Raw genomic sequence first — 24,342 nt, 5'->3', positions numbered from 1 at the left:
AAACCCGGGACGAACGTTGAAACTTATCAAGCGCTAGCGCTTGCGACGGGCGAGAAAGGCATCCATTCTGGTGAACTTAGCCTCAGACTCGAACAGGATCGACTGGGCCACGTTATCGACGAGCGGATGCGCAGCGCGGGGAGCATGAAAAACCTCCTTGGCCAGACGGGTCGCCAGCGGGTCCTGCGCGGCGATGCGGTCGGCCAAGGCGTGCGCGGCGGCGAGCAGGTCGTCGGGGTCATGCACCTCGGTGACCAGGTGCACGGCGAGGCATTCGGTGGCGCTGAGGATGCGTCCGGCCAAGATGATCTCCTTGGCCACCGGCTCGCCGACGAGCTCGGCGAGCCGCCACAGCGCGCCGGCGGCGGGCAGAATGCCCAGTGCCGTCTCTGGATTGCCGAGCCGGGCACTCGTGGAGGCGATGCGGAAGTCCGCCGCATAGGCCAATTCGGCTCCACCGCCGAGCGCCCAGCCGTCGATCGCGGCGATCACGGGCATCGGCAACTTCGCGATACGCGAGAACAGTGCAGAATTGATGCCGAGCAGTGCATCATCGCGGCGGCGTTCGCGCAGCTGGGCGATGTCGGCGCCCGAGGCGAAGACACCGTTGGCTCCGCTGATAATCAGGATGCGCGGCTGCAGCTCAAGCTCGGCGCAAATCGCGTGCAGCTCATCGATCATGGTCTGGTCGATGGCGTTGCGCACGTCGGGCCGGTCGAGCTGGACGTGCACTCGGTCGGCGCGGCGTTCAATCGTGAGGGTCGTTGGCATTGTGGGACGTCTCCGTTGAGGTCGGGGGTGAGGTCGGGGTGGAATCAGCGTCGGTCGTTCCGGCCGGAAAGACACGCTTATAGCTTCGTCCGTCGGGCAAGGTCACCGTGCGACTGACCAGGGTGCCGCGCCGCACCTGCAGGTAGATGGCCTGGGCGCTCACGCCGCGCTCGGTTGCCGCCTCGGCGACGGACAAACCGGGGAGGTCGGTGGGCACACTGCTCGGCCGTGCCGATCGTTTACGGCCAGCTTCGAGTCGGGCGCTGATCTCGTCGTCGGTGCCGCCCCACCGCCATTTTGCTGCCGGCGCTTTCAGCCCGGTCGCATCGGCAATCTGTTCCCACGACGTTTCGGCGGCGAGAGCGCCGCGAACGGCTTCCAGCGTGGCCGGATCGTGATCGAGGGCGGTCTGTAGCGAGCGGATGGCGCGCAGCCGGTCCAAGGGCGAGCCGCCGGCATCCGTGTGTAGCGTCAATAGCCGCTCGAGCGCGGCGGCCGTTATCGGCGCCAGAAACGATCCCATGCGTGGTCCCTCATCGAGTGTGCTGCGATTGGAGTCAGCAGAGCCCCATCTTGCCAGACCAGCTGCATCGGTGGAACAGCTCAAGCCAGCACGACCACGGAGTGCGGCGCCAGCTGCAGGGCGTGGGGCGATCGGCCCTGCACCGCATCGCCAACACCCGCGAAGGACAGCACGACCTCGCCGCCGCCAGCCGGAATGCTGGCCGAGTTGGCGCCGAGATTGATGAGGATTTTCGAGCGCCCGCGGTGCAGTTGCAGCCAGCCCTCCCCTGCGTCAAACGCCACGGTGATCTGATCGAATCTGGGGTCGGTGAAGTCCGGGTGTGACCGACGGAGGGCTGCGAGTTCGCGATAGAAACCAAGCAGACGCGCGGGCTCTGGCTTGTTGGCTTCGTTCCAATTGAGCTTGGATCGTTCGAAGGTCAGCACGTCTTGCGGGTCGGGCACCACTGCCGGGTTCCAGCCCATGCGGGCAAATTCATTGATGCGACCGCGGGCCGTTGCCACGCCCAGTTCCCGTTCGGGATGCGAAGTGAAGAACTGCCAGGGCGTTGTCGCACCCCATTCCTCCCCCATGAACAGCATCGGCGTGTACGGACCGAGCAGGGTCAGCGCTGCGGCAATCGCCAACTGACCGGTGTCGAGCTGCGCGCTCAGCCGGTCACCGATGGCGCGGTTGCCGATCTGGTCGTGGTTCTGGGAGGCGACAACCAGGCGCCAGGTTGGCATCCGCTCGCGGTCGATTCGGCGGCCGTGAGTGCGCGCCCGAAAGCTCGAATATGTTCCGTCATGGAAGAACCCGTGCGTGAGTACCTTGGCGAGGGCGCCGAGCGGTTCGAAATCGGCGTAGTACCCCGAGGTTTCGCCGGTGAGGGCCACGTGTACGGCGTGATGAAAGTCGTCGCTCCACTGCGCGTCGAGGCCGTAGCCGTTGGCATCGCGCGGGGTCACGAGGCGGGGATCGTTTAGGTCAGACTCGGCGATCAGGGTCAGCGGCCGTCGAATCTCGGCGCTCAGCGCCGCGACCTGCACGCTCAATTGCTCGAGCAGGTGGGTGGCGCTTGAATCGTGCAGGGCGTGCACCGCGTCGAGCCGCAGGCCGTCGACGTGATAGTCGCCCAGCCACATCAGAGCGTTGTCGAGAATATACCGGCGCACCGGGTCGGAATGCGGCCCGTCGAGGTTGAGCGATGCGCCCCAGGTGTTGCCGGCGGATTCGCTCAGGTAGGGGCCAAACTGCGGCAGGTAGTTGCCGCTCGGTCCCAGGTGGTTGTAGACAACGTCCTGAATAACGCCAATGCCGCGCTGGTGACAGGCGTCGACGAAGGCCTGATAGGCGGCCGGACCGCCGTAGCTCTCGTGCACGGCAAACCAGAGCACACCGTCGTACCCCCAATTGTGCGTACCGTTAAAGGCGTTCACCGGCAGCAGCTCCACAAAGTCGACGCCGATTGATACGAGGTGGTCGAGCCGGCGCGCTGCGGCCTCCAGGGTGCCCTCCGGCGTGAAAGTTCCGACGTGGAGTTCATAGATGATGGCGCCGGCGAGCTGCCTGCCGGTCCACTCGGAGTCCGCCCAGACGTGGGCGGTGGCGTCAAAGGTGCGCGAGAGAGCGTGCACCCCGGCAGGTTGGCGCCGCGACCGGGGGTCTGGAAACGGCCCGCGTCCGTCGATCACATAGCCGTAATCGACGTCGACTGCGGCGAAAGATTTGTGGGTCAGTTCCCACCAGCCATCGTCTCTCTTGGCGAGTTCCAGCCGTCGGCTGCCGAGCGCCAGCTGAACGGCCTGCGCGTCGGGTGCCCAGACCTCAAAGCTTTGCTCGTTCATGCGTGTCGTCCTGTCGGAGTGGGAACGCGGTTACTGTCGTCGACGGCGACCAGCAGCGCAACCGGGTAGCGGGCCAACACGTCGGCGAGGCGCAGGCTCGGACCGTCGAAACGCTGCCGGGTCAGTACGTCCACGAACGTGCGGCCAGCCACGACTAGTGTCGTATCGCCCCAGCCACCGGCCTCGTGCAACCCGATCGGCAGTCGCGTGGCCACGGTGATCGCTCCTCCACGATCGAAGGCGACGACGTGGTCGGCGGCCGTTCCCAGAGCTGGCACCACCAGGTACCGGCCAAACAGGTCTGGCCGGTCGCGGCGCAGCCGGAGGGCGTGCGCGGTGACCAGCAGCTTGGCCGCGCCGGTCTCGTCGACCGGAGGGAGCCATCCGCTATCAATGCGCGTCAGCAGCTCGCGGCGCACCGCATAGTCGACCGGGCGGCGGTTGTCTGGGTCGACGAGCGAGGTTTGCCACAGTTCGCTGCCCTGATACACGTCGGGAACTCCGGGCATGGTCACTTGCAGCAGTTTCTGCGTGAGCGAATTGCTCCAGCCTGGCTGCCGTAGCCGATCGTGCAGATCGCTCAATAGGTTGCAAGTGGCCGCATCGTCGAAAGCCGCCGTGACGAGGTCGCCGAGGGCCGCTTCAAACCCGTCGTTCGGTTCGGTCCAGGTGGTCGACGTGCCGGCCTCGCGAGCGGCCTTCCGCGCGTAGTCCGCGAGCCGCTCCCTGCTAGCCGGCCAGGCGCCAACGATCGCCTGCCAGAGCAGGTTTTCGAAAGGGCCGTCGCCGAGCGGATGCAGCGCCCGCAGCTGCGCAAGCGCCCGCTCCCACTCGGCGGGAACCTCGGCGAGAACCGAGATGCGCGCGCGCACGTCTTCGCCGCGTTTCGTGTCATGCGTTGACAGGGTCGTCATCGAGTGCGGAAACCCGGCCTGACGCACGCTCTGGCGGTCATGAAACTCGGCAACCGAGACGGCGAACTCGTCGGGGTCAGCGCCCACCTCGTTGAGCGAGGTGAGTCGGCTGAACTGGTAGTACGAACGGTCTTCGACTCCCTTGGCCATGATCATGCCCGAGGTCTGCTGAAACCGCACGGCGGCCGGATGCCCCGAGTCGGCCAGCAGGGGCAGCAACCGGTCGACCTCGGCCGACAGTTCGGGGCGATACTCGGCGGCGCGACGTGCAGCCTCGTGTAGCCGGCCAGCGCCGAGGGGCAGGTAGGAGCGGTAGACCGGAAACCAGGCGAGCAGCTCGGCGAGTGCATCGGCGGTCTGCATGGTCGCTGGTTCAGCACCGGATGCCAGCCTGGCAATGCGCAGCACCTCGGAGCGCAGGATGCCATCGGCAACCTGCCGTTTATTGCCGTAGACCAGGTCGGCCCACTCGGCAGCGCCATCACCGTGGAGTCGTGCCTCGAGATCGTCGAGGGCCGCTTGACCCGCCGGGTCAACGAGCACCCGGTCAACGTCGGCGAGGGCGTCGTAGCCGGTGGTGCCGGCGGTCGCCCAGCTGGCTGGCAGCCGTTCGCGTCCCTCGAGAATCTTCTCCACGAGCACGTACGCGCCGTCGGTGGCGCGGCGCAGCGCCTCAAGGTACCCGCCGGGATCAGCCAGGCCGTCGGGGTGGTCCACCCGCAGACCCTGCACCAGACCGTCGCGAACCCAGCGCACGATCTCACGATGCGACTCGTCGAACACCCAGGGAACCTCGACCCGGATGCCCGCCAGGGTGTTCACGGCGAAGAATCGGCGGTAGTTCAGGTCGTAATCCGCCCGGCGCCAGTTGATGAGCTCGTAGTGCTGCCGATCGTGTACGACGACCGGGGTCGCACCGTCGTCGGCAGTTCCGGGGGCCAGCGGATACCGCATGGACACATAGCGCAGCTCGCCGTCGACGACCTCGAGACGGTCGAGCTCGGTGCTGCCGGCCCCCGCATCGTCACCGAGCACCGGAATACGAATCTTGCCGTTGCCATATGCCCAGTCGACGTCGAACGCCTCGGCGTAACGCGACTGTCGGCCGTTCTGAAGCAGGTCCCACCACCAGGTATTCTGCGCGGGGCTGGCGACACCCATATGGTTGGGCACAATGTCAACGAGCACGCCCAGTGCGGCCTCATGTGCCTGCGCGGCCAGCCTGGCCAAGCCAGCAGGGCCACCGCGGGCCGGGTCAACTCGTGAGTGATCAACAACGTCGTACCCATGATCGGACCCCTGTTCGGCCATCAAGAGCGGCGACAGGTACACCCAATCGGCGCCAAGCGTCCCCAGGTAGTCAATCACCCCGGCGGCGGCATCGAGGGTGAAACCGGGCGTGATCTGGAGCCGGTAGGTGGAGAGCGGCGTGCTGTGCTCGGTCATTGCACGCGCCTTAGCCGAGGCCCGGCGGCGTGATCAGCCCGGTGGCGGCGAGCGAGGCCGCAACGGAGTGATCCGGAGCCACGTCGGGTTCGTGATAAGCGCGCAGCACGACGAGTGACCGACCCGCTACCGTTTGGATGTCGCCAGCCGGTCGAGCGACGGAATCGGCGCCTTCCCCGGCCGTGTCGACGACGATTTCCCAGGCCGGGGCGTACTCGTCGGGCGGCAGCACGAAGTCGACATCCTGGGGATCCGCGTTGAACAGAAGCAGAAAATTGACGTCGACGACCTCCTGACCTCGTACATCGCGTTCCCGGATACCATTTCCGTTGAGAAATTTGGCGACCGTTCGAGCCAGGTTCTCGTCCCAGTCTTCCGCAGCCATGGGCTCGCCGTCGGTGTTGAGCCAGACGATATCGGGCAGCGACTCCCCCGCCACACGTGTGCCTGGGCGACCATCGAAGAACCGGCTGCGCCTAAAGGTCGGGTGTTCCCGGCGCAGTCGCGACACGGCGGCCGTGAACTCGATCAGTGGAAGGTCCGCCTCGTCCCAGTGCACCCAACTCAACTCCGAGTCCTGGGCGTAGGTGTTGTTATTGCCGTGCTGGGTGCGGCCGAGCTCATCGCCATGCAACAGCATCGGCACTCCCTGCGAGAGCAGCAGGGTCGCGATGAAGTTTCTGGCCTGTCTGGCACGCAGCCCACGAATTTGGGGATCGTCCGTCGGCCCCTCAACGCCGGAATTCCACGAGCGGTTATGAGATGCACCATCGTTGTTGTCTTCACCGTTGGCGTTGTTGTGCTTCTCGTTGTACGACACCAGGTCGGCGAGGGTGAATCCGTCGTGAGCGGTAACGAAGTTAATCGAGGCCATGGGCCGCCGCCCTGAGTGCTCATAGAGGTCGGCGGAACCAGCCACGCGGGAGGCGAATTCACCCAGGGTCGACGGCTCACCGCGCCAGAAGTCGCGCACGGTATCGCGGTATTTTCCGTTCCACTCCGACCATTGCGAGGGGAAATTGCCTACCTGGTAGCCGCCGGGCCCAACATCCCACGGCTCGGCAATGAGCTTGACCTGCGACACGATGGGGTCTTGCTGCACGAGCTCAAAGAAGGTCGATAGCTTGTCGACCTCGTACAGGTCACGCGCCAATGCGCTCGCCAAATCGAACCGAAACCCGTCAACGTGCATCTCGAGCACCCAGTACCGCAGGGAGTCCATGATGAGTTGCAAAACGTGCGGATGCCGTACGTTGAGGGTATTGCCGGTTCCGGTGTAGTCCATGTAGTAGCGCTTATCGTCGTCCATCAGCCGGTAATAGGCCTCGTTGTCGATGCCCTTGAACGACAGGGTCGGCCCCATGTGGTTGCCCTCAGCGGTGTGGTTGTAGACCACGTCGAGGATCACCTCAATGCCGGCGGCGTGCAGGCTGCGCACCATTCCCTTGAACTCCTGCACCTGCTGCCCGAGGTCACCGGTCGACGAATACGCGTTGTGCGGCGCGAAGAAACCGATCGTGTTGTAGCCCCAGTAGTTGTTGAGCCCCTGCTCGATTAAGGTGCCGTCGTTTACGAACTGGTGCACCGGCATCAGTTCGATAGCCGTCACACCCAGTTTCTGGAGATGGTCGATCACCGAGGGATGCGCCAGGCCAGCGTAGGTCCCCCGCTGGCTCGCGGGCACCGCCTCTTGCAGCTCGGTCAAGCCCTTGACGTGCGCCTCGTAGATGAGGGACTCGCTGTACGGAGTGCGCATCGCTCGGTCACCGGTCCAGTCAAAGAACGGGTTCACGACCACACCTAGCATCATGTGCGACGCGGAATCATCGTTGTTCGGCGAGTCGGGGTCGTCGAAGTCGTAGGAGAACAGGGAAGGATCCCAGTCGATGACCCCGGTGGTGGCCTTGGCGTACGGATCGAGCAGCAGCTTGCTGGGGTTGAGCCGGCTCCCCGTGGCGGGGTTGTAGTCGCCGTAAACCCGGTAGCCGTAGCGCTGTCCCGGTTGCACCAGCGGCAGATAGGCGTGCCAGATATAAGCGGATGATTCGCGCACCTCGACGCGGGTCTCCACTCCGTCGTCGTCAAAGAGACAGAGTTCAACGCGCCCTGCGGCTTCGCTGAACAGGGCGAAATTGGTACCGCTCCCGTCAAACGTTGCACCGAGGGGGTAGGCACTTCCCGGCCAGGTTTCCATGAGACTCCTCGAAGTGAAAAAGGGACACGGTGTACAGATGACAGTCGGTGTGAAGAAAACAGACGATGGGATGCGGTGTGCTCGAATGTCGAGAATGACAGACAACGTGCACGCGATGTAGACCGAATCTCACTGGGGGAACACGCCACAGGCATCCGCCGACATTCTCCTCGCCTGCCGTGAGCCTACCCCGAGCTGGCTACCCGACGGTCGCGGCGTGCCCGCCACCAGGCCCACGCCCGCGTGACCAGGCGCTTAAGAAACAGGCCCAGCCGATGAGCGGCGGGAAATTCGGTGCCGAGCACGGCAAGGCCTAGAAAGACGATGAGCCAGCCCGGTCCCGGCAGGGGAATCAGAATCACGCCAACCACGATGATCACTGTGCCGAGCAGGCCGACACCGAGGCGATAGACCCAGCGCAGGCGCGGATGGCCCTCCACCCAGGTATGGGCCCTGTGCAGGGCCAGACGAACCTGATGTCGGAGGTCGCTCCCCCTTGCCGTATCACGGGACAGTTGAGGAGGCATATAACTCAACCTAAACCGTGTGTCTGGGTAGAAGCTCCGCAGCTCTACGACAGGGCTCCCTCGTAATACCAACACCGGTCGAGTTTCAGAAAGTGGCTAACTTCGTGTTGTTGCCTGGTTACGCGATCGCGTCGATAGTGCGCAATGAATTCTACGGTGCCCTCACTATCAAGCATTCCCCCACGCTCGGTACGCACGATATCGAGTCGCCGCCACGAAATACCCACGTCGATCTGAAGGGTTCTCGGCCTCACGAGCGGATGCCAGGTGCTCAACAGATACGGTGCGTCGCCCATCGCAAAGGCGCTGTATCGCGATCGCATGAGCCATTCGGCCGTCGAGGCAACGGCCGCGCCGCTATGAAAACGACCACAACATTCGGAATATGTGTCCCCGCTGAGGCAGGGACACCGATCATTCTGAAATTCCGACGTCAATGGGGTCGTGTCTTAGTTAGAGTGGGCGTTGGCGTAAGCCTCGCGCACGGTTGCGGCAATGCGGCCGCGATCAGATACCTGCACGCCGTTGGCGGCTGCCCATTCCCGGATTGCCTGCAATGCGGCGCGGTCAGACTTTGCTGCACCCGCTCCGCGTGGCTGAGCCGGAACATATCCCACCCGTCGTGCGACGCTTAGGTACGGCTGCAATACGGCTCGGAGCTCGGAAAGATTAGTGTCGGACAGATCTATTTCGTAGGATTCACCCTCCAATGCGAAGGCGACAGAAGCCCCTGAACCATTCGCAATTACGCTGCCGTCGAGGTCGTCCACTACTTGAACCGTGGTCTGCTTCATGATGTGCTTCTCCAATGAGTTGTCAAATATGTTGTCGAAAGAAAACATCTGGTAAGTGCAGCCGCGTCTCATCAATTCAATTCGCGCAATTGCATTCATGCGCCGTGGGCTAACCACTAAAGAATTATGACTGCTGAATACCATTTACGATACCCGCCACGCGGTGTTTCTTTTTCGGACAGCTGATTCACAGTCGCCACTGTTCGCTGCGCTGCTCCGGAGATATGCATCAGATCAAAATGAGTATAAAAAAAACCCCGACATTATCGGGGCTTTTTATTATTACTGATCTATTCGGGTGGATCCGAGGGGATTCGAACCCCTGACCCCCTGCATGCCATGCAGGTGCGCTACCAGCTGCGCCACGGACCCAGATTGTTGTTTCGAATTTCTTCGAAACAACTTTGTTAGCTTACAACACAGAATGTGATCTGCGAAACCGAAGCTACTCCGCGACCTCGTCTACGGCCACTTCTGACGTCACCTTGGCGGGAATCCCGGTCGGGATTACCGGGCAATCCTTCCACAAACGTTCCAGGGAGTAGTACTGGCGCTCTTCCTCGTGGAAGACGTGCACGACGAGGTCTCCGAAGTCAACGAGCACCCAGCGGCCTGCCGCGCGCCCCTCACGACGCAACGGCTTATAGCCGGCCTCGATCAGCTTGTCCTCGATCTCACCGGCGATGGCAACGACGTTGCGCTCCGAGCGTCCGGTGACGATGAAGAAAATATCAGCGAGGGGAAGGGGGTTGGAAACGTCGAGGGCGACGAGATCTTCTCCGCCCTTGGAGTCGGCCGCGGCAACGGCGATCTTGAGCAGCTCGAGGGCGTGAGGAGAAGTGGTCATGAATGAATCCTTGAGATTGTGCCGCTGCGCGTGAATGCGCTGTTGGCGATGATGAGGGGAACGACGGTGTCGAGAGGAACCGGCGATGAGTCAGAGAGACTCAGGAAAGTTGAGAGCTGGCACGATTGATTAATCGACATTAGAAAATGCCCAGCAAATAGCCGGTGACGAACAAGGCCAAGACGCTGACCGCGAGCACGGCGGTGGTGATCACGAGCACCATGGGTAGAGTTGCACGCTGTTTCTTTGGCGGGGTCAGCATTCCTCGGGTGGAGGCGTGCGTGCTCACCGCGCGGCTGGCACTCACCGGCGCCGAGTCACCGCCGAGTTGTTCGGCGTCCAGCTGGTCCATCACGTGGTCAAGCTCCGAGGGATCGAACAGGTTCGGGTGAGCTCCGGTGGAACCGAGGCTTCGCGGCAGGTCGAATGATCCGGTGATCATAATCTCACCGGTGTTCGAAATCGGGCTCACGCTCGGGCCCTGATTGGGAATCGACGGCAAAATGAGGGCATTCGTGGTCGTGGGGATACCGCCAGCGCCGACGCCACGGTTGATCAGCTCGTCAAGGGACTGGGATGGAGCATGCTCGTGGGACTGCCCGCCCTGCTCGAGCGACCAATGACCGACCGGCGGTGTCCACGCCGCGCGCTGTTCGGCCGGCCGCGCCACTTGGGCCTGCGGCGCCTGAGTCTGCGGCGCCTGAGTCTGCGGCGTCTGAGCCAGCGGCGTTTGACGCTTCGGGGCAGCGAGGGGAACGACTGGTGCCGGCTGTATCCGCTCGGCATACATCCGCTCGGGCTCGATCAGAACGAACCCGCCCGGCCTGGCCGGTTTGGTTTCGATGAGCTCAGCCTCGATCAGTTCCGGTTGGATCAGTTCCGGTTGGATCGGCTCGGTATTGATCAGCGCGGGCTCAACCGGTGCAGCGACCGCAGCATCCGCCCCGCTGGCCTCCTGACGGGCGCGCAGGGCGCGCAACTCGCGACGGCTCAGGGTAGGTTCAGCCAGATCGCCAGAACCGGCGTCAGGGTCACTCGGGGCAGCGGATGCCGTAGCTGCGACCTGTTCAGCGGGCTCAGCTAGTATCGGCGCAGCGGGCTCACCCCGTTTAGCGGGTTCACCAGGGGTATGCCTAGTTGATCGCCGTGACGAAACGGTGCCGGGCGATGACGTGAGGGCGGACGGGCGGAGCGCCGCGGGAGTCAGAGCCGGCGCGTCGACTGGCGGATTCGTGTTCTGAGTAGCGTTTTCGCCGCGAGCGAGCTCACGCGCTTGACGTCGGCTGAGCGGCTGAGGGTCTCCCAACGTCATGCCACACTCCGATACAGGTGATGCTTTGAGATGTACTGGACAACCCCGTCGGGGACCAGATACCAGACCGGGAATCCCCGATTGACCCGAGCCCGGCAATCAGTGGACGAAATGGCCAGTGCCGGAACTTCCAACAAGCTTACGTCCTGGTTGGGTAAACCCGAAACGCTCAGCTCATGCCCCGGGCGACTCACAGCGACAAAATGGGCCAGTTGCCATAACTCGCGCACGTCCTTCCAGCCGAGGATCTGCGTGATCGCGTCCGCTCCGGTGATGAAGAACAGTTCAGCGTCTGGTCGTTCCTCGTGCAGGTCCCGGAGGGTGTCAATCGTATAGGTCGGCCCGACCCGGTCGATATCGACGCGACTGGTGGTAAATCGCGGATTCGACGCGGTGGCAATGACGGTCATGAGGTACCGGTGTTCACCATGGGTCACGCCACTTTTCTGCCAGGGCTGCCCAGTAGGGACGAAGACGACCTCGTCGAGGTCGAAACTCTGGGCGACCTCGCTCGCGGCGACGAGGTGTCCGTGGTGGATAGGGTCGAAGGTACCGCCCATCACGCCGATGCGCGGACGACGAACTGTCACGGTGTAATCAGGTTTCTAGTGGCCACCGGTGCTGGAACTGTGTCCGCCATGCGCGGCGGCGTAGGCGTCAGCCTTCGGGCTGTGGCGGTTGGAAACATCGCGAAAGCTCCACAGCACGACACCGAGGGCAAGAAATAGCACGGCGGCGACCATCGGGTAGACAATGATGGGCAGGGGCAGGGCAATGTGCTCGACCTCGGTCAGGGCGATACTCACAAAAGACATCGGTTCTCCATTCAGGCGCAACTGCATCAGCACGCTGCTCAAGCATTCAGATCAGCTCAGGCTGTTCAGATCGGCGCACGGGTGCGGCGACTCACGCCGTTGCACCTATTCTAGCGGGAGTGAGCACGGAACTGAGCTGACGCCAGCCGTCAACCTAGCTGCGCACCTGTCCGTTACCGCGCACGATCCATTTTGTACTGGTCAGCTCCGGCAAACCCATCGGGCCACGAGCATGTAGCTTCTGGGTCGAAATACCGACCTCTGCACCGAACCCGAACTCGCCGCCGTCGGTAAACCTGGTGGACGTATTGACCATCACCGCGGCCGAATCCACTTCGTTCAAGAAGCGCTCGGCGTTCTGTAGATCATTCGTGATGATCGACTCGGTGTGACCGGTCGAATAACGACGGATGTGCGCGATCGCCTCATCGAGGGAATCCACGATGGCCACGGAAATATCCAGGCTCATGTGTTCCGTTGCCCAATCCTCGTCGGTTGCCGGAACGGCGTTGGGGTAGATGGCGCGGGTCCGGGCATCCGCGTGGATGGTGACACCGGATTCTGCAAGCTTGCCAAGCACCTCGGGAAGCAGCCGTTCGGCCGCAGTACGGTGCACGAGCAGCGTTTCGAGTGCATTGCACACGCTCGGACGGTGAGTCTTGGAGTTGTGCACAATATCGATGGCCCACTGTTTGGCGGCCGTCTCGTCGAGGAAGACGTGTACAACGCCGGCTCCGGTCTCAATGACTGGCACCGTCGATTCGGTCACCACGGTCTGAATCAAGTTGGCGCTTCCGCGCGGAATGAGCACGTCGATGTAGCCGCGGGCCTTCATGAGCTCGGTCGCGCCGGCCCGACCGAAGGGGTCAATGGTCTGCACCGAGTCTGGGTTGAGCCCGGCGACGGCGATGGCCGACTGCACCAGATCAACGAGCACTCGGTTGCTGTTCTCGGCGGCCGAACCGCCGCGAAGCACGACCGCGTTGCCGCTCTTCAGCGCGAGCGCGGCCAGGTCAACGGTAACGTTGGGCCGCGCCTCGTAAATAACGCCGATGACGCCGAAGGGCACGCGAACCTGGCTAATCTTGATGCCGTTCGGCAGGCTACTCCCGCGCACGATCTGGCCCACCGGGTCGGTCAGTAGAGCGATCTGATCGACCGAATCGGCGAGGGCCACGATGCGGGACGCATCGAGCTTGAGCCGGTCGAGCAGGCCGGCACTGAGGCCGTTGCTGGCACCGGCGTCGAGGTCGAGCTGATTGGCGGCAACGATCACGTCCACGTGGTCGCGCAGGGATTGGGCGGTCAGCGTGAGGGCTGTGTTCTTCACTTCCGTCGGCGCCGAAGCGAGCGACAGGGAGGCCGTGCGAGCGGCTTCCAGGGTCGGCGTGAGCTGGGCTACATCGTTCAATGACTGCAACATACCCTCGAGTTTACCGCAAGGCAGCACGGGGAGACTCTGTGAGTGGCTCAGGGAAGGCGAAGGGCCGACGGCGCACTCGAGGGTTCGAACCAGGTGCCGACCGGTTCACCCCGCAACGCTTCTGCAACGAGTCCGGTGGCGGTGACGAGCACAGCGGTGCCGGCCTGAGCGGCGATCCGAGCGGCCGTGATCTTAGTGCTCGCTCCCCCCGTGCCAACCCCATTGACCTTGGTCGCGCCGAATTGCATGCCGACCAAAGGATCGCCCGATGCGACATGCGAAATGCGCTCGGCACCCGGCAGGTGCGGCGGGCGAGTGTAGAGCGCATCGACGTCACTGAGCAGCACGAGCAGGTCGGCGTTTATCAAAATGGCCACGAGGGCTGCGAGCCGATCGTTGTCACCGAATCGAATCTCATGCGTGGCGACGGTGTCGTTCTCGTTCACGATCGGTAGGATACGCAGTGCCATCAGGCGTTCCATCGCCCTCTGAGCGTTACCGCGGTGGGTGGCGTTGTCGAGATCGCTCGCGGTGAGTAACACCTGACCGGCGACGATGTCGTATCGGTCGAGGCTGTCCTGGTAGCGAAAAATCAAGAGATTCTGGCCAACTGATGCCGCCGCCTGCTGGGTAGCCAGATCGGTAGGCCGTTCCTGCAATTGCAGGTACGGCATTCCGATGGCGATCGCACCGGATGACACCAGAACGACCTCGGTGCCGCGGCCGTGTGCCTCGGCGAGGGCATCGACAAGTGCGGCGATCTGCCCGGCATTCTCGCCGCTGATTGACGACGAACCGACCTTGACGACAATACGCGCCGCCGAACGAACCACGCCCGGGGTGTGAGCCCTCATCGACTCGCCTTCCCCGCGCTGATCCAGGTCACGACGTGCACCCCCACATGTAACTGGCCCTCCGGCGACAACCCACAGCGCGCAGCACGCGCCTTCGGCAGCTTAGCGCAGCTCAGGCAGGCCACGAATCACAGGAGCGCGCGACGCTCGTCGCTCTTGCTGGGCTCGAACCACGTTCCCACGTGCTCACCGCGCAGGGCGGCCGCGGCCAGCTCGGTCGACGTCACCAGCACGGCAGTTCCTGCATTCGTGGCGAGGCGGGCAGCCACCACCTTTGTGCTCGCTCCCCCCGTACCAACGCCGGTCGCTCCACTCGAACTGAATTCGAATCCGTCGAGCGCGTCATCCGCTGCGATAAAGTCGAGTTTTTCAGCGCCGGGCAGGTGCGGGGGCTTGGTATAGAGGGCGTCCACGTCGCTCAACATGATCAACAGGTCAGCGTGAATGAGCGTCGCCACGAGGGCGGCCAGGCGGTCATTGCTCCCGAACCGCAGGCCATAGACGGCCACGGTGTCGTTCTCGTTGACAACGGGCAGGATGCGCAGGTCGAGCAGGCGTTCCAGCGCGCGACGGGTGTTGCTGCGGTGCGGTTCCTTCAGGGCATCGCCCTCGGTCAGCAGCACAGTTCCGGCCGCGATGCCGTAGCGGTCAAGGCTTTCCTGGTAGCGAAAGATCAGCACGTTCTGCCCGACGGCAGCGGCAGCCTGCTGGGTCGCAACGTCGCTGGGGCGTTCGTCGAGGTTGAGAAACGGCATGCCGGTGGCGACAGCGCCCGAGGAGATGAGCACCACCTCGGTGCCGCGACCATAGGCCTCGGCCAGGGCATCGACAAGCGGGGTGATCTGGTCGGAGTTGTCACCGCTGATCGACGACGACCCGACCTTCACTACGACGCGTTTAGCGCCAGCAACGTTTTCTCTGGCTAAGCCACTCACTGCTTGGCGCCTCCCGGTGCGTCAGTGCCGTCGTCGACTGCTGTGTCAGCATCCGCTGTGTCAGCATCTCCCGTGTCAACATCAGGCGCTACCGCCTCGGCCGGCTCGGTGCTCGCCGGAGTGACACTGCCGTCAGCGGCCACAGCGACGTTCGCGAGGCGCACGTCATCGTTGTACTCTTCTTCGCCGGTCTGCCACATGCCGGCTTCGCGCTCCCGAATGAGTTCGGCACGCGCAGAGGACTTTGCGTCCATGCGGCCAAAGTATTCCTCGCGGCGTTCGTTGCTGGTGCGGCGCTTGGGTTCGTCGAGGCGTGAGTCCGTTCCGCGCGGCGCTGTAATGAGCTCGGCGGTAGAGGTGAGCGTTGGCTCCCAGTCGAAGACGACACCGTGGCCGGAGCCGATGATGACCGTCGAGCCGGCGATGGCGCCCGACTTGTACAGTTCGTTCTCGATGCCAAGTTTGGCGAGCCGGTCGGCGAGGAAGCCGACGGCCTCGTCGTTGGTGAAGTCGGTCTGCTGAATCCAGCGCTCCGGCTTAGTGCCGAGGATGCGGTAAATGTTGCCGAAGGTGCCACCCTCGACCTTAATGACGAAGCCACCCTCATCGACGGCCTTCGGGCGGATGATGATGCGCGGCTTCTTCGCTTCGGCTGCTGCGGCCTCGACGCGGCCCTGTTCGACGACCTCGGCGAGGGCGTAGTTGAGCTGCTTGAGGCCCTCGTGGGTGACGCTGGAGATCTCGAACACGCGGTAGCCGCGGGCTTCGAGGTCGGCCTTGACGAAGGAGGCCAGTTCGCGGCCCTCCGGCACGTCGATCTTGTTCAGGGCAATGAGCTGAGAACGCTGCAACAGCGGCTTCTGTCCCTCTGGCACCGGGTAGGCGTCGAGTTCGCCGAGGATGACATCGAGGTCGCTGATCGGGTCGCGGCCCGGCTCAAGGGTGGCACAGTCGAGCACGTGCAGCAGGGCGGTGCAGCGCTCAACGTGGCGGAGGAACTCCAGGCCGAGGCCCTTGCCCTCACTCGCGCCCTCGATCAATCCGGGCACGTCGGCGATGGTGTAGCGCGACTCACCCGATTCGACGACTCCGAGGTTGGGGTGCAGCGTGGTGAAGGGGTAGTCGGCAATCTTGGGCCGCGCCGCACTCATGGCGGCAATGAGGCTGGACTTGCCAGCAGATGGGTACCCGACGAGCGCGACATCCGCTACGGTCTTGAGCTCAAGGTAGACGTCGCCTTCCCAGCCAAGCGTGCCGAGCAGCGCAAAGCCGGGGGCCTTGCGCTTGGTCGAGGCGAGGGCAGCGTTACCAAGTCCGCCCTGGCCGCCGGGCGCGACGATGAGGCGCAGGCCGGGTTCGTTCATATCGAGGAGCTGGTTGCCCTCGAGGTCTTTGACGACGGTACCGATAGGTACCATGAGCTCGCGCATGTCACCGTTATGACCATTGCGGTGGTCCCCCATGCCTGGTCCACCGTTGTCGGAGCTGCGGTGGGGCGAACGATGGTAACCGAGCAGGGTGGTCGTGCTCGGGTCGGCCACGAGCACGAGGTCTCCGCCGCCGCCGCCGTTACCGCCATCGGGGCCGGCCAGGGGTTTGAACTTTTCGCGCTTGACCGAAACGCATCCGTTTCCTCCATTGCCCGCTCGTAAATGCAGCGTCACGTGGTCAACGAATGTGGCCATGGAGTGCCCCTTTCAGGTGGCGCAAAAAGTGCTTCAAAACACGGTGCGATGAAACGACTGCAGTGCTACGACGTCGTGCGAACACAACGTCAAACAAAGAATGATGCGTGGATAAACACGTCAGGGCGGACCGAAGCCCGCCCTGACGCTGTGCTCAGTACTTGTCTAAAAAGTACTGTGCTGTCGAACTATTCCGCTGCCACCAAAATGTTGATGACCTTGCGGCCACCCTTGGCGCCGAACTGCACCGAGCCGGCTGCGAGGGCGAAGAGCGTGTCGTCGCCGCCACGGCCAACGTTGACGCCGGGGTGGAAGTGCGTGCCGCGCTGGCGAACGATGATCTCGCCAGCTCCGACAACCTGACCACCAAAGCGCTTTACGCCGAGGCGCTGAGCGTTCGAGTCACGACCGTTGCGAGTGGAACTCGCACCTTTTTTGTGTGCCATCTGTCTATCTCCTCAGGCCTAGGCGATGCCGGTAACCTGAACGCGAGTGAGCTCCTGACGGTGCCCCTGACGCTTCTTGTACCCGGTCTTGTTCTTGAACTTCTGGATGACGATCTTCGGACCACGAAGGTTGTTCAAAACCTCGGCGGTGACCTTGATCTTGGCCAGCGACGTAGAGTCAGAGGTGATCTTGTCGCCGTCGACGAGAAGCACGGCGGCCAGCTCGACGTTGCCGTCCTTGTCAGCCTTGATTCGGTCCATCGTCACGATGGTACCGACCTCTACCTTCTCCTGCCGCCCTCCGGCGCGCACAACTGCGTAAACCACTTTACGTACCAATCTCTGGGGAGCCCAAGGCTCCGAATCTGAAAATTCACCAGTGTGAATTGACTGCTGTAAATTGACTGCCGTGCACGAACCGGTTGGCCCAGCACACTCAGAAAACCTTGGTATCTGCGTTGAAATTGCCTAACGCGCACCAAGGGTTGACTTTACCTGATCCGCTACCCGTGGTCAAACCAACGGGGCGGCGTGTCGGAACCACCGGTGAAACACAATGCGGCTCGTAGACTTTGATAATGGCAGTACTTATCGATCAGCCTAGCTGGCCAGCGCACGGAACGGTGTGGGCACACCTCGTGAGCGACTCAAATCTTGATGAATTGCACGATTTTGCGGCTCGGGCCGGTATTCCCCGCCGCGGCTTCGACCTCGACCACTACGACGTTCCAGAGGCCAGCTACGGCGAGCTTGTGGCCGCCGGGGCGGTGCCGGTGAGCTTTCGCGAGATGATCGAGCGGTTGCGCTCCAGCGGCCTGCGGGTGACCGCTCGGCAGCGCCGCGGGCTCTAGCAGCGGCACAGGCTTGAGCAGCGGCGCAGGTGAAAGCCGCCCGCTACCAGGTGGCGTCGAAGCCGAGCACGCTGCGGCGCACCTCGCCGGTGGCGATGTTCACAAACACGGTCGTCGCATCCACTGCCTGAGCATTCACCGGGTATCCGTCCGAGAGCTCGGTGTTGCGGTTGGGCACGATCTGCACGGCGAGGTACTGGTCATTCGGTGACAGCTCGAAGCCGACGATGGTTTCCGAAGCGGATGCCGGCGCGTAGACGGTACGCGCCTCACCGCCAGCCACGAGGGACAGGAACTGGCGCACGGAACCGGTCTCCGGAGCGAACTCGGCAATGCGCTGCACGTATCTGTCGGCATCCGTTTCCCCGTCTCCCCCGGCCAAAAAGCGCAGCTGCGCCGTGTACCGGGTTGTGCCTTCCACGCTTTGCGGCACGATCGCCGACTCGGTCCCCTGCGACAGGTCAAGCACGTACTGCCCGTTACGGTCGGCGGCGATGATGCGCACCCCGTCGGGAGCGAATGCGGTGAGGTTGGCGAACTGTCCGAGCGGAACCGGCGGCTGGAACTCTGGTTCGTTTTCGAGCGGGTTACCGCCGGACTGATCCAGCGGATTGATCAGGAGCAGGGTCGAGTCGTATTGTTGCGCGACGATATCGGCCCGGCCGGTCATGAATCCCCAGGTCGTGACGCTGAGGGGGTTCCCAGACAGGCCGGGCACCGCAGTGGAAGCGTTGGTACGTAGATCGAGGGTGAACAGCACATTCTCGTAGTGCGGGCCGGGGGCATCCGCTGCGCTGGTGAACCGAAAGCCGAGCAGCGACTGGCCTGGAGCGGCCTGCAGGTCCTGCACGAGTCCGGTACCGGGCAGGTTGAGCTCTTCGGCGGCGCCGTCGGCGCCGACGCGGTACAGAGCGGATGCCAGATCGACACTGCCGAGGTCGGAGCGGGCCGCAACGACCGCCAGCTCGCTGCCCATCGGCACGAACTCCTGAATGTTCGCGAACTCAAAAGCAACCGTGGTTTCGGTCGAGCCGACCGTCGTGCGCAGGATTCGGTCGGCGCCCCGACTATCGGCGCCGGTCGCCGGTACCGCCCGGCTGAGGTAGTAGAGCGACGGTTCGGCGGTGCTGAATTTTGTACTGAGAGTGGATTGACGCTCGACCGCTGCCCCGGTGACGCCCCGCACGGAGACCGCGTAGTCCGTGTTGTAGGCCAGTGGCTGCGGGAAGGAGATCACGACGGAGTTGCCGCTCGTCGTGAGCTGGAAGTTCGTGGACGGTGCGATGCTCACCTGGTCCCTGGTCACATCGACCAGCTGGCGGTTGGCCTCGAGCACCAGCCGCTGGTTGGCGGCGGAGACCACGGCCGTGGTGTCGACGTCGACCGAAACGAGCCGGGGACCACTGATCAGGTTGACGGCGACGAGTGCAAGGCATGCCACCATCAGTCCGCCCACGAGCAGCCACAGCGCACGGCGAAACGGGCGCAGCCGCCCGGCTGACGTGACATCAGGCGACGTTAAATCGGGCGACGTCGAATCAGTAGACATAGGGATCATTCGGTTGGTCGACGGGCAGAATTTCTACCGGTGTGATCGCGAGGGCATCACTGGCTGAAGCACTCTCGTTCACGTTAAAACGACCGGTGACCTGTACCCAGTCATCGACCTCGTACTCAGTCTGCCACCCAGGCAGATAGACCGGGACACCGATCGGCTGGGCGTCGACGGCGCAACAGGTCACAACGAAGCGGGCTACGTAGAACACGTTCTCCGGATCCCCGGTATCGGGGGTGACGAAGCCGGAGACCTGGGCGGTCTTGTCCGAGTAAAAGGCTGGATCGGAGGATTGGGCGAGCAGGGAGACCCACTCCCGCACGCTCAGTTGTTCGAAGTCGCCGGTGCCGATGAGTGCCGCCGCCTGCTCGGCATCATCGTCGGTGCCGAGTCCGCCCGAGTTCACCTCGCGCTGGGTCGCGGTGGCGCTGGTCAGCGTGGTTGGCGGGACCACGACCATGGCGACGCCCATGATGAGCAGCACAACGACGCCCACACCGGTCAGAGTCGTTTCGACTCGGCCGGTGCGATCGACCTCGAAGTGACGGCGGCGGGCGAAACCGGCGCTCACCAGCACGAGCCCAACAACAGCCATAGCCATCGTGAATACGAAGTAACGCGGGTGGATGTACAGCCCGAGCTGGCCGCTCAGGCCGAGCCAGAGAGTGGCCACCACGACCACGAGGCTGAGCAGGACCCCCTGCCAACGTTCGGCCCAATACCGAAGAGCCCATCCGCTACTACGCCGCATAGTTCACCAACAAGCCGAGCGCCGCGCTCATCAGGCCGACCACCACGGTGATGTGAACGAGGGTGCGGCTCGTGAATGTCGTGCGCATGAGGGCCAGCATCTTCACGTCGATCAGGGCGCCGAAGACGAGAAAGGCCACGATGCCACCGGGAAGAAAGGTGCTACCGAAGGACAGCACGAAAAAGGCATCGACGTTGGAGCAGACCGCCACGATAAAGGCGAGGGCCATCATGGCCAGAACGGACCAGACAGGGTTGCTGCCGAGGGCAAGCAACACCGAGCGCGGCACGAAAACCTGGGTGAGGGCAGCTACGGCGGAACCGATGAACAGGGCCGGCATGATGACCGACGTTTCGCGAATGAAGATCTCGGTGGTGCGGCCGAACCGGCTCTCGCGCGCATGCTCATGATCGTGACCGCTGGTCGAACCGACAGCGCACGCTGCGGCGAACCGGGTCGTCAGTAGGCTCTGCGGGTCGGGATGCTTACTGAATAGCCAGCCGACGACGTTGGCGATGAGAAATCCGCCGACCAATCTCGCCACCAAAATATGACCGTCCCAGCCAAAGGCTTGGTGTGTCGTGATGATGGTGATGGGGTTCAGGATGGGCGCGGCGAGCAGGAACGTGATGGATTCGGAAACGGTGAACCCGCCGACCATGAATCCGCGAGCGAGCGGAACATTGCCGCATTCGCAGACTGGAAAGAACATGCCGAGCAGTGAAATCGACGCACGCCGCAGAATGGGGTTATGTGGCAGATGCCGAGCAAGAACGCCGGGCGGCAACCAGACCTGCACGACCGCCGAGAGCAGAATGCCCAAGAAGACGAAGGGCACCGACTCGATGATGACGCTGATCGCGAGGGTGAGGGTGTCCTGCACCCGATCGGGCAGCTGAAAGCCGCTCAGCTGCGCGTCGACGAAGCCCGGCGATAGCGCCCGCGCTACGAAAACAGTGAGTACTACCGCTACCCCCGCGGTGAGGCCAAGAGGCCATCGCCGCGGGAGGGGGACGTGGTTGCCGAGGTGCGTCACCGTCTAACTTGTTTCGGCGCCTACTCGCCGAGCGGCTGTTGGCTGGAAACAGCGGCGGCGGACGTCGCCGAACCAGCCGCGGTCAGAATGGCCTGACCGGTGGCACCGCCGGCGGTCGTCACGCGACGGCTGCGTGCACGGCCTTGGCCAGGCTGCTTCGGTTCCGGAAGGGAGTCGAGCACGGAGTCGAGTAGCTGATCGGTGATCTGCTTGCTCGGCCGCCGCGTGTTATGCGTCGACTTCTTCAGCGGAATGTCGAGGATATCGACGGACTCCGAGCTGTCGTTAGTGTCGGCAGCGGGAGTGATGGCCGGAGCGTCGTTGGCCGGAGCAGTGACGGGAGCCTGCTCTGCCTTCGCGTGTTGTTCGGCGCTGGCTTCGGCGCTGGCTTGTTCCGTGCTGGCCAAACGGGCCCTGGCCTGTTCGGACCGCGACTGCTGGCTGCGCCCACCGCGTGACCGTGACTGGCGACCGCGAGAACGCTCAGCGATGGCCGGCTCGACCTGCTCGGTACTGACTGGCTCGGTGCTGACCTGATCGGTGCTGACCTGATCGACGCTGACCTGATCGATCGCATCGGCAACCGCAACCGCTTCGGGCGTGACGATCGCGATCGAGCCGGTGCGGGTGATAGTGCGCGCTGCAATCTGCGCGAGGGCGTGCTTGGCGTCCTCGGTAATGCCGTGCGTGCCCTGACCAGTCTTAGGCGCATCGAAACCGGCGGTGAAGCCGTCCCGGTTCAACCCGTCCCGTTGGCCCGAGTTTTCGCGGCCGTTGCCGCCACCGTTATTGGTGGAGGCGCCGTTGCCGCCCTTGGCGCGCGGGCGGCGTTCCTGCGGCGGCTGGGCGGTCTGGCGGTGCTTGATCACCGGGTCGTGGTGAATCACGATGCCACGGCCGGCACAGGCCTCGCAGTTTTCGCTGAACGATTCGAGCAGTCCGAGGCCGAGCTTCTTGCGCGTCATTTGTACGAGCCCGAGCGAGGTGACCTCGGCCACCTGGTGCTTGGTGCGGTCGCGGCTGAGGCACTCGATCAAGCGACGCGATACGAGGTCGCGGTTGCTCTCGAGCACCATGTCGATGAAGTCGACGACGATGATGCCGCCAATGTCGCGCAGGCGTAGCTGGCGCACGATTTCTTCGGCAGCTTCGAGGTTGTTCTTGGTGACGGTTTCTTCGAGGTTTCCGCCGCTGCCAACGAACTTGCCGGTGTTGACGTCGACGACGGTCATGGCTTCGGTGCGGTCGATCACGAGGGATCCACCGGACGGCAGCCAAACCTTGCGGTCGAGTGCCTTTTCAATCTGCTCGGAGATGCGGAACTCGTCGAAAGCATCGACCTCGCCCTCGTAGGTTTCGACGCGCTGGAGCAAGTCGGGAGCAACCTGGCTGAGATAGGTCTCGATGGTGGAGCGCACGTCGGGGCCGGCCACGATCATCCGCTGGAAATCTTCGTTGAAGACGTCGCGCACGATCTTGACCAGCAGGTCAGGCTCGCTGTGCAATTCGGCGGGGGCCTGGGCCGTTTCGACCTGCTCGGCGATGCTGGCCCACTGCAGCCGCAGCCGGTCGACGTCGACGGTGAGTTGCTCGTCGGTGGCTCCCTCGGCGGCGGTGCGCACGATGACGCCGACGTTGTCTGGCAGAACCTCCTTGAGGATCTTCTTCAGGCGTACCCGCTCGGTGTCTGGCAGCTTGCGACTGATGCCGTTCATCGAACCGTTCGGCACGTACACGAGGTATCGGCCGGGCAACGAGACCTGGCTGGTGAGCCGGGCGCCCTTGTGACCGATCGGATCCTTAGTCACCTGCACGAGCACCTTGTCGCCGGGCTTGAGCGCGAGCTCGATGCGCCGAGCCTGGTTGCTGCTGCCGGAGTTCTCGGCGGCGGCGTCCCAGTCGACCTCACCGGAATACAGCACAGCGTTGCGGCCACGCCCGATGTCAACGAACGCGGCTTCCATGCTCGGAAGCACGTTCTGCACGCGGCCGAGGTACACATTGCCAATGAGCGACGCGTCTTGATTCTTGGCAACGTAGTGCTCGACCAGCACGCCGTCTTCAAGCACACCGATCTGAATCTTGTTGTGCTTGGCGCGCACGACCATGAGACGGTCGACGGACTCCCGGCGGGCGAGAAATTCGGCCTCCGTGATGACGGGGCGGCGGCGTCCGGCATCGCGGCCGTCGCGGCGACGCTGTTTCTTGGCTTCGATCCGAGTAGAGCCCTTGATGCGCTGAGGTTCGGTGATGAGTTCGGGTTCGCGCGGGGCACGCACCTTGACGACCGTGTTGGCTGGGTCGTCGGTCCCCGAACGGTTCTCATCGCCGGTGCGACGACGAGCGCGGCGACGAACGCTTGTCGCCTCTTCCTCGAAATCGTCGTCACCGAGTTCGTGTTGGTGCTGCTGCGACGAACGGATGCCCGTGCGCGCCGGCAGCGGCAGAATCTCCGGCGCCTGGAACAGTAGGGAGAACGACGTTCGTACCGGGGCCGGAATGGGAGTCTCGGCGGTGCTGTTCTGACTCGAATCGTTCGTTGCGTCAATCATCTGCTGGGCTCCGGTGACGTTGTTGTACTCGGCGATGATCACTTTGTCGGGTGCTGGCGCCACTGCCTCAGCAGCAGCCGGCTCCTCAACTGTCGGCAGGTCAACGCTCGGCGCAGCAACACTCGGCACCGTCACCGGTGTTTTCCGGGCGGCGCGACGAGTACCAAATAGGCTCTTGCGTTTTTTGTTTTCGTTGTCTTCCACCATCACTGGTGCGCTCCTTGACCGCTGTGGGCGACCGCGCCACCCACCGGTTACTCTCTCGTGCGATATTTTCACCTG

General features: G+C 63.6%; 23 protein-coding genes and 1 tRNA gene. 1 reads left to right on the top strand and 23 read right to left on the bottom strand.

All coding sequences use genetic code 11. The features are described 5' to 3' along the window. Nucleotides 1-33: 33 nt before the first annotated feature. The 19 genes from CXY75_RS05510 to rplU form a co-directional block, all read right to left on the bottom strand. The gene (locus CXY75_RS05510; RefSeq protein ID WP_104081826.1) at nucleotides 34-771 is read right to left on the bottom strand and encodes an enoyl-CoA hydratase/isomerase family protein; all 738 of its coding nucleotides are present in this window, start codon (nucleotides 769-771) and stop codon (nucleotides 34-36) included. Further along, entirely contained in the window at nucleotides 749-1,294 is a 546-nt protein-coding gene (locus tag CXY75_RS05505) for a hypothetical protein (RefSeq protein WP_104081825.1), read from the bottom strand. Before CXY75_RS05505 ends, CXY75_RS05510 begins: the two co-directional genes overlap by 23 nt. Nucleotides 1,295-1,374: 80 nt before the next feature. Then, nucleotides 1,375-3,123: a malto-oligosyltrehalose trehalohydrolase gene (gene treZ / locus CXY75_RS05500; protein WP_104081824.1), complete on the bottom strand. Its 1,749-nt coding sequence runs from the start codon at nucleotides 3,121-3,123 to the stop codon at nucleotides 1,375-1,377. Further along, complete coding sequence (gene treY, locus CXY75_RS05495) at nucleotides 3,120-5,483, bottom strand: malto-oligosyltrehalose synthase (protein WP_104081823.1); 2,364 nt, start codon at nucleotides 5,481-5,483, stop codon at nucleotides 3,120-3,122. The genes treZ and treY overlap by 4 nt, the downstream gene beginning before the upstream one ends. Before the next feature lie 10 nt (nucleotides 5,484-5,493). After that, nucleotides 5,494-7,677, bottom strand: coding sequence for a glycogen debranching protein GlgX (gene glgX, locus CXY75_RS05490; RefSeq protein ID WP_104081822.1), 2,184 nt, complete (start codon nucleotides 7,675-7,677; stop codon nucleotides 5,494-5,496). 185 nt (nucleotides 7,678-7,862) lie between these two features. After that, a complete protein-coding gene (locus CXY75_RS05485; protein ID WP_104081821.1) occupies nucleotides 7,863-8,204 on the bottom strand; it encodes a TIGR02611 family protein in 342 nt (113 codons plus the stop codon). A gap of 44 nt (nucleotides 8,205-8,248) precedes the next feature. After that, entirely contained in the window at nucleotides 8,249-8,641 is a 393-nt protein-coding gene (locus tag CXY75_RS05480; protein ID WP_104081820.1) for a YchJ family protein, read from the bottom strand. A gap of 12 nt (nucleotides 8,642-8,653) precedes the next feature. Continuing rightward, nucleotides 8,654-9,097, bottom strand: coding sequence for an Lsr2 family protein (locus tag CXY75_RS05475; protein WP_233201747.1), 444 nt, complete (start codon nucleotides 9,095-9,097; stop codon nucleotides 8,654-8,656). A gap of 200 nt (nucleotides 9,098-9,297) precedes the next feature. Then, nucleotides 9,298-9,370: transfer RNA gene (locus CXY75_RS05470), tRNA-Ala, on the bottom strand. A gap of 73 nt (nucleotides 9,371-9,443) precedes the next feature. Beyond that, complete coding sequence (gene rsfS, locus CXY75_RS05465; RefSeq protein ID WP_104081819.1) at nucleotides 9,444-9,845, bottom strand: ribosome silencing factor; 402 nt, start codon at nucleotides 9,843-9,845, stop codon at nucleotides 9,444-9,446. Between the two features lie 139 nt (nucleotides 9,846-9,984). After that, complete coding sequence (locus CXY75_RS19755; protein WP_158251132.1) at nucleotides 9,985-11,157, bottom strand: hypothetical protein; 1,173 nt, start codon at nucleotides 11,155-11,157, stop codon at nucleotides 9,985-9,987. After that, nucleotides 11,154-11,747 carry a nicotinate-nucleotide adenylyltransferase gene (gene nadD, locus CXY75_RS05450; protein WP_104081816.1) on the bottom strand — a complete coding sequence of 198 codons (594 nt, stop codon included), beginning with the start codon at nucleotides 11,745-11,747 and terminating at the stop codon, nucleotides 11,154-11,156. Before nadD ends, CXY75_RS19755 begins: the two co-directional genes overlap by 4 nt. A gap of 15 nt (nucleotides 11,748-11,762) precedes the next feature. Further along, a complete protein-coding gene (locus tag CXY75_RS05445) occupies nucleotides 11,763-11,972 on the bottom strand; it encodes a hypothetical protein (protein ID WP_104081880.1) in 210 nt (69 codons plus the stop codon). Nucleotides 11,973-12,126: 154 nt separating this feature from the next. Beyond that, complete coding sequence (locus CXY75_RS05440; RefSeq protein WP_104081815.1) at nucleotides 12,127-13,395, bottom strand: glutamate-5-semialdehyde dehydrogenase; 1,269 nt, start codon at nucleotides 13,393-13,395, stop codon at nucleotides 12,127-12,129. Nucleotides 13,396-13,442: 47 nt separating this feature from the next. Next, nucleotides 13,443-14,249 carry a glutamate 5-kinase gene (gene proB, locus CXY75_RS05435; RefSeq protein ID WP_104081814.1) on the bottom strand — a complete coding sequence of 269 codons (807 nt, stop codon included), beginning with the start codon at nucleotides 14,247-14,249 and terminating at the stop codon, nucleotides 13,443-13,445. Nucleotides 14,250-14,377: 128 nt separating this feature from the next. After that, the gene (proB, locus tag CXY75_RS05430; RefSeq protein WP_104081813.1) at nucleotides 14,378-15,184 is read right to left on the bottom strand and encodes a glutamate 5-kinase; all 807 of its coding nucleotides are present in this window, start codon (nucleotides 15,182-15,184) and stop codon (nucleotides 14,378-14,380) included. Then, nucleotides 15,181-16,869, bottom strand: a complete 1,689-nt coding sequence (obgE, locus tag CXY75_RS05425; RefSeq protein WP_104081812.1) for a GTPase ObgE — start codon at nucleotides 16,867-16,869, stop codon at nucleotides 15,181-15,183. The genes proB (CXY75_RS05430) and obgE overlap by 4 nt, the downstream gene beginning before the upstream one ends. Before the next feature lie 188 nt (nucleotides 16,870-17,057). Further along, a complete protein-coding gene (gene rpmA, locus CXY75_RS05420) occupies nucleotides 17,058-17,315 on the bottom strand; it encodes a 50S ribosomal protein L27 (RefSeq protein WP_104081811.1) in 258 nt (85 codons plus the stop codon). Between the two features lie 18 nt (nucleotides 17,316-17,333). Beyond that, a complete protein-coding gene (rplU, locus tag CXY75_RS05415) occupies nucleotides 17,334-17,642 on the bottom strand; it encodes a 50S ribosomal protein L21 (protein ID WP_104081810.1) in 309 nt (102 codons plus the stop codon). 251 nt (nucleotides 17,643-17,893) lie between these two features. Between rplU and CXY75_RS05410 the strand changes: the two genes are divergently transcribed. Beyond that, complete coding sequence (locus CXY75_RS05410) at nucleotides 17,894-18,166, top strand: DUF4031 domain-containing protein (protein ID WP_104081809.1); 273 nt, start codon at nucleotides 17,894-17,896, stop codon at nucleotides 18,164-18,166. Between the two features lie 43 nt (nucleotides 18,167-18,209). Here the strand turns inward: CXY75_RS05410 and CXY75_RS05405 are convergent, their stop codons facing one another. The 4 genes from CXY75_RS05405 to CXY75_RS05390 all read right to left on the bottom strand — a co-directional run bounded on the left by CXY75_RS05405 (nucleotide 18,210) and on the right by CXY75_RS05390 (nucleotide 24,267). Next, on the bottom strand, nucleotides 18,210-19,715 hold the full coding sequence (locus CXY75_RS05405) for a hypothetical protein (protein WP_104081808.1): 1,506 nt from the start codon (nucleotides 19,713-19,715) through the stop codon (nucleotides 18,210-18,212). Beyond that, nucleotides 19,705-20,397: a TIGR03943 family protein gene (locus CXY75_RS05400; protein ID WP_233201746.1), complete on the bottom strand. Its 693-nt coding sequence runs from the start codon at nucleotides 20,395-20,397 to the stop codon at nucleotides 19,705-19,707. The genes CXY75_RS05405 and CXY75_RS05400 overlap by 11 nt, the downstream gene beginning before the upstream one ends. Before the next feature lie 64 nt (nucleotides 20,398-20,461). Further along, the gene (locus tag CXY75_RS05395; RefSeq protein WP_104081806.1) at nucleotides 20,462-21,508 is read right to left on the bottom strand and encodes a permease; all 1,047 of its coding nucleotides are present in this window, start codon (nucleotides 21,506-21,508) and stop codon (nucleotides 20,462-20,464) included. A 20-nt stretch (nucleotides 21,509-21,528) separates the two neighbouring features. Then, entirely contained in the window at nucleotides 21,529-24,267 is a 2,739-nt protein-coding gene (locus CXY75_RS05390; protein WP_104081805.1) for an Rne/Rng family ribonuclease, read from the bottom strand. Nucleotides 24,268-24,342 lie beyond the last annotated feature (75 nt).

This window comes from Cryobacterium sp. Y11 (assembly GCF_002929535.1).
GTDB lineage: Bacteria > Actinomycetota > Actinomycetes > Actinomycetales > Microbacteriaceae > Cryobacterium.
The sequence above is the reverse complement of the archived record's forward strand: the minus strand, read 5'-3'. Positions and strand labels throughout refer to the sequence as shown.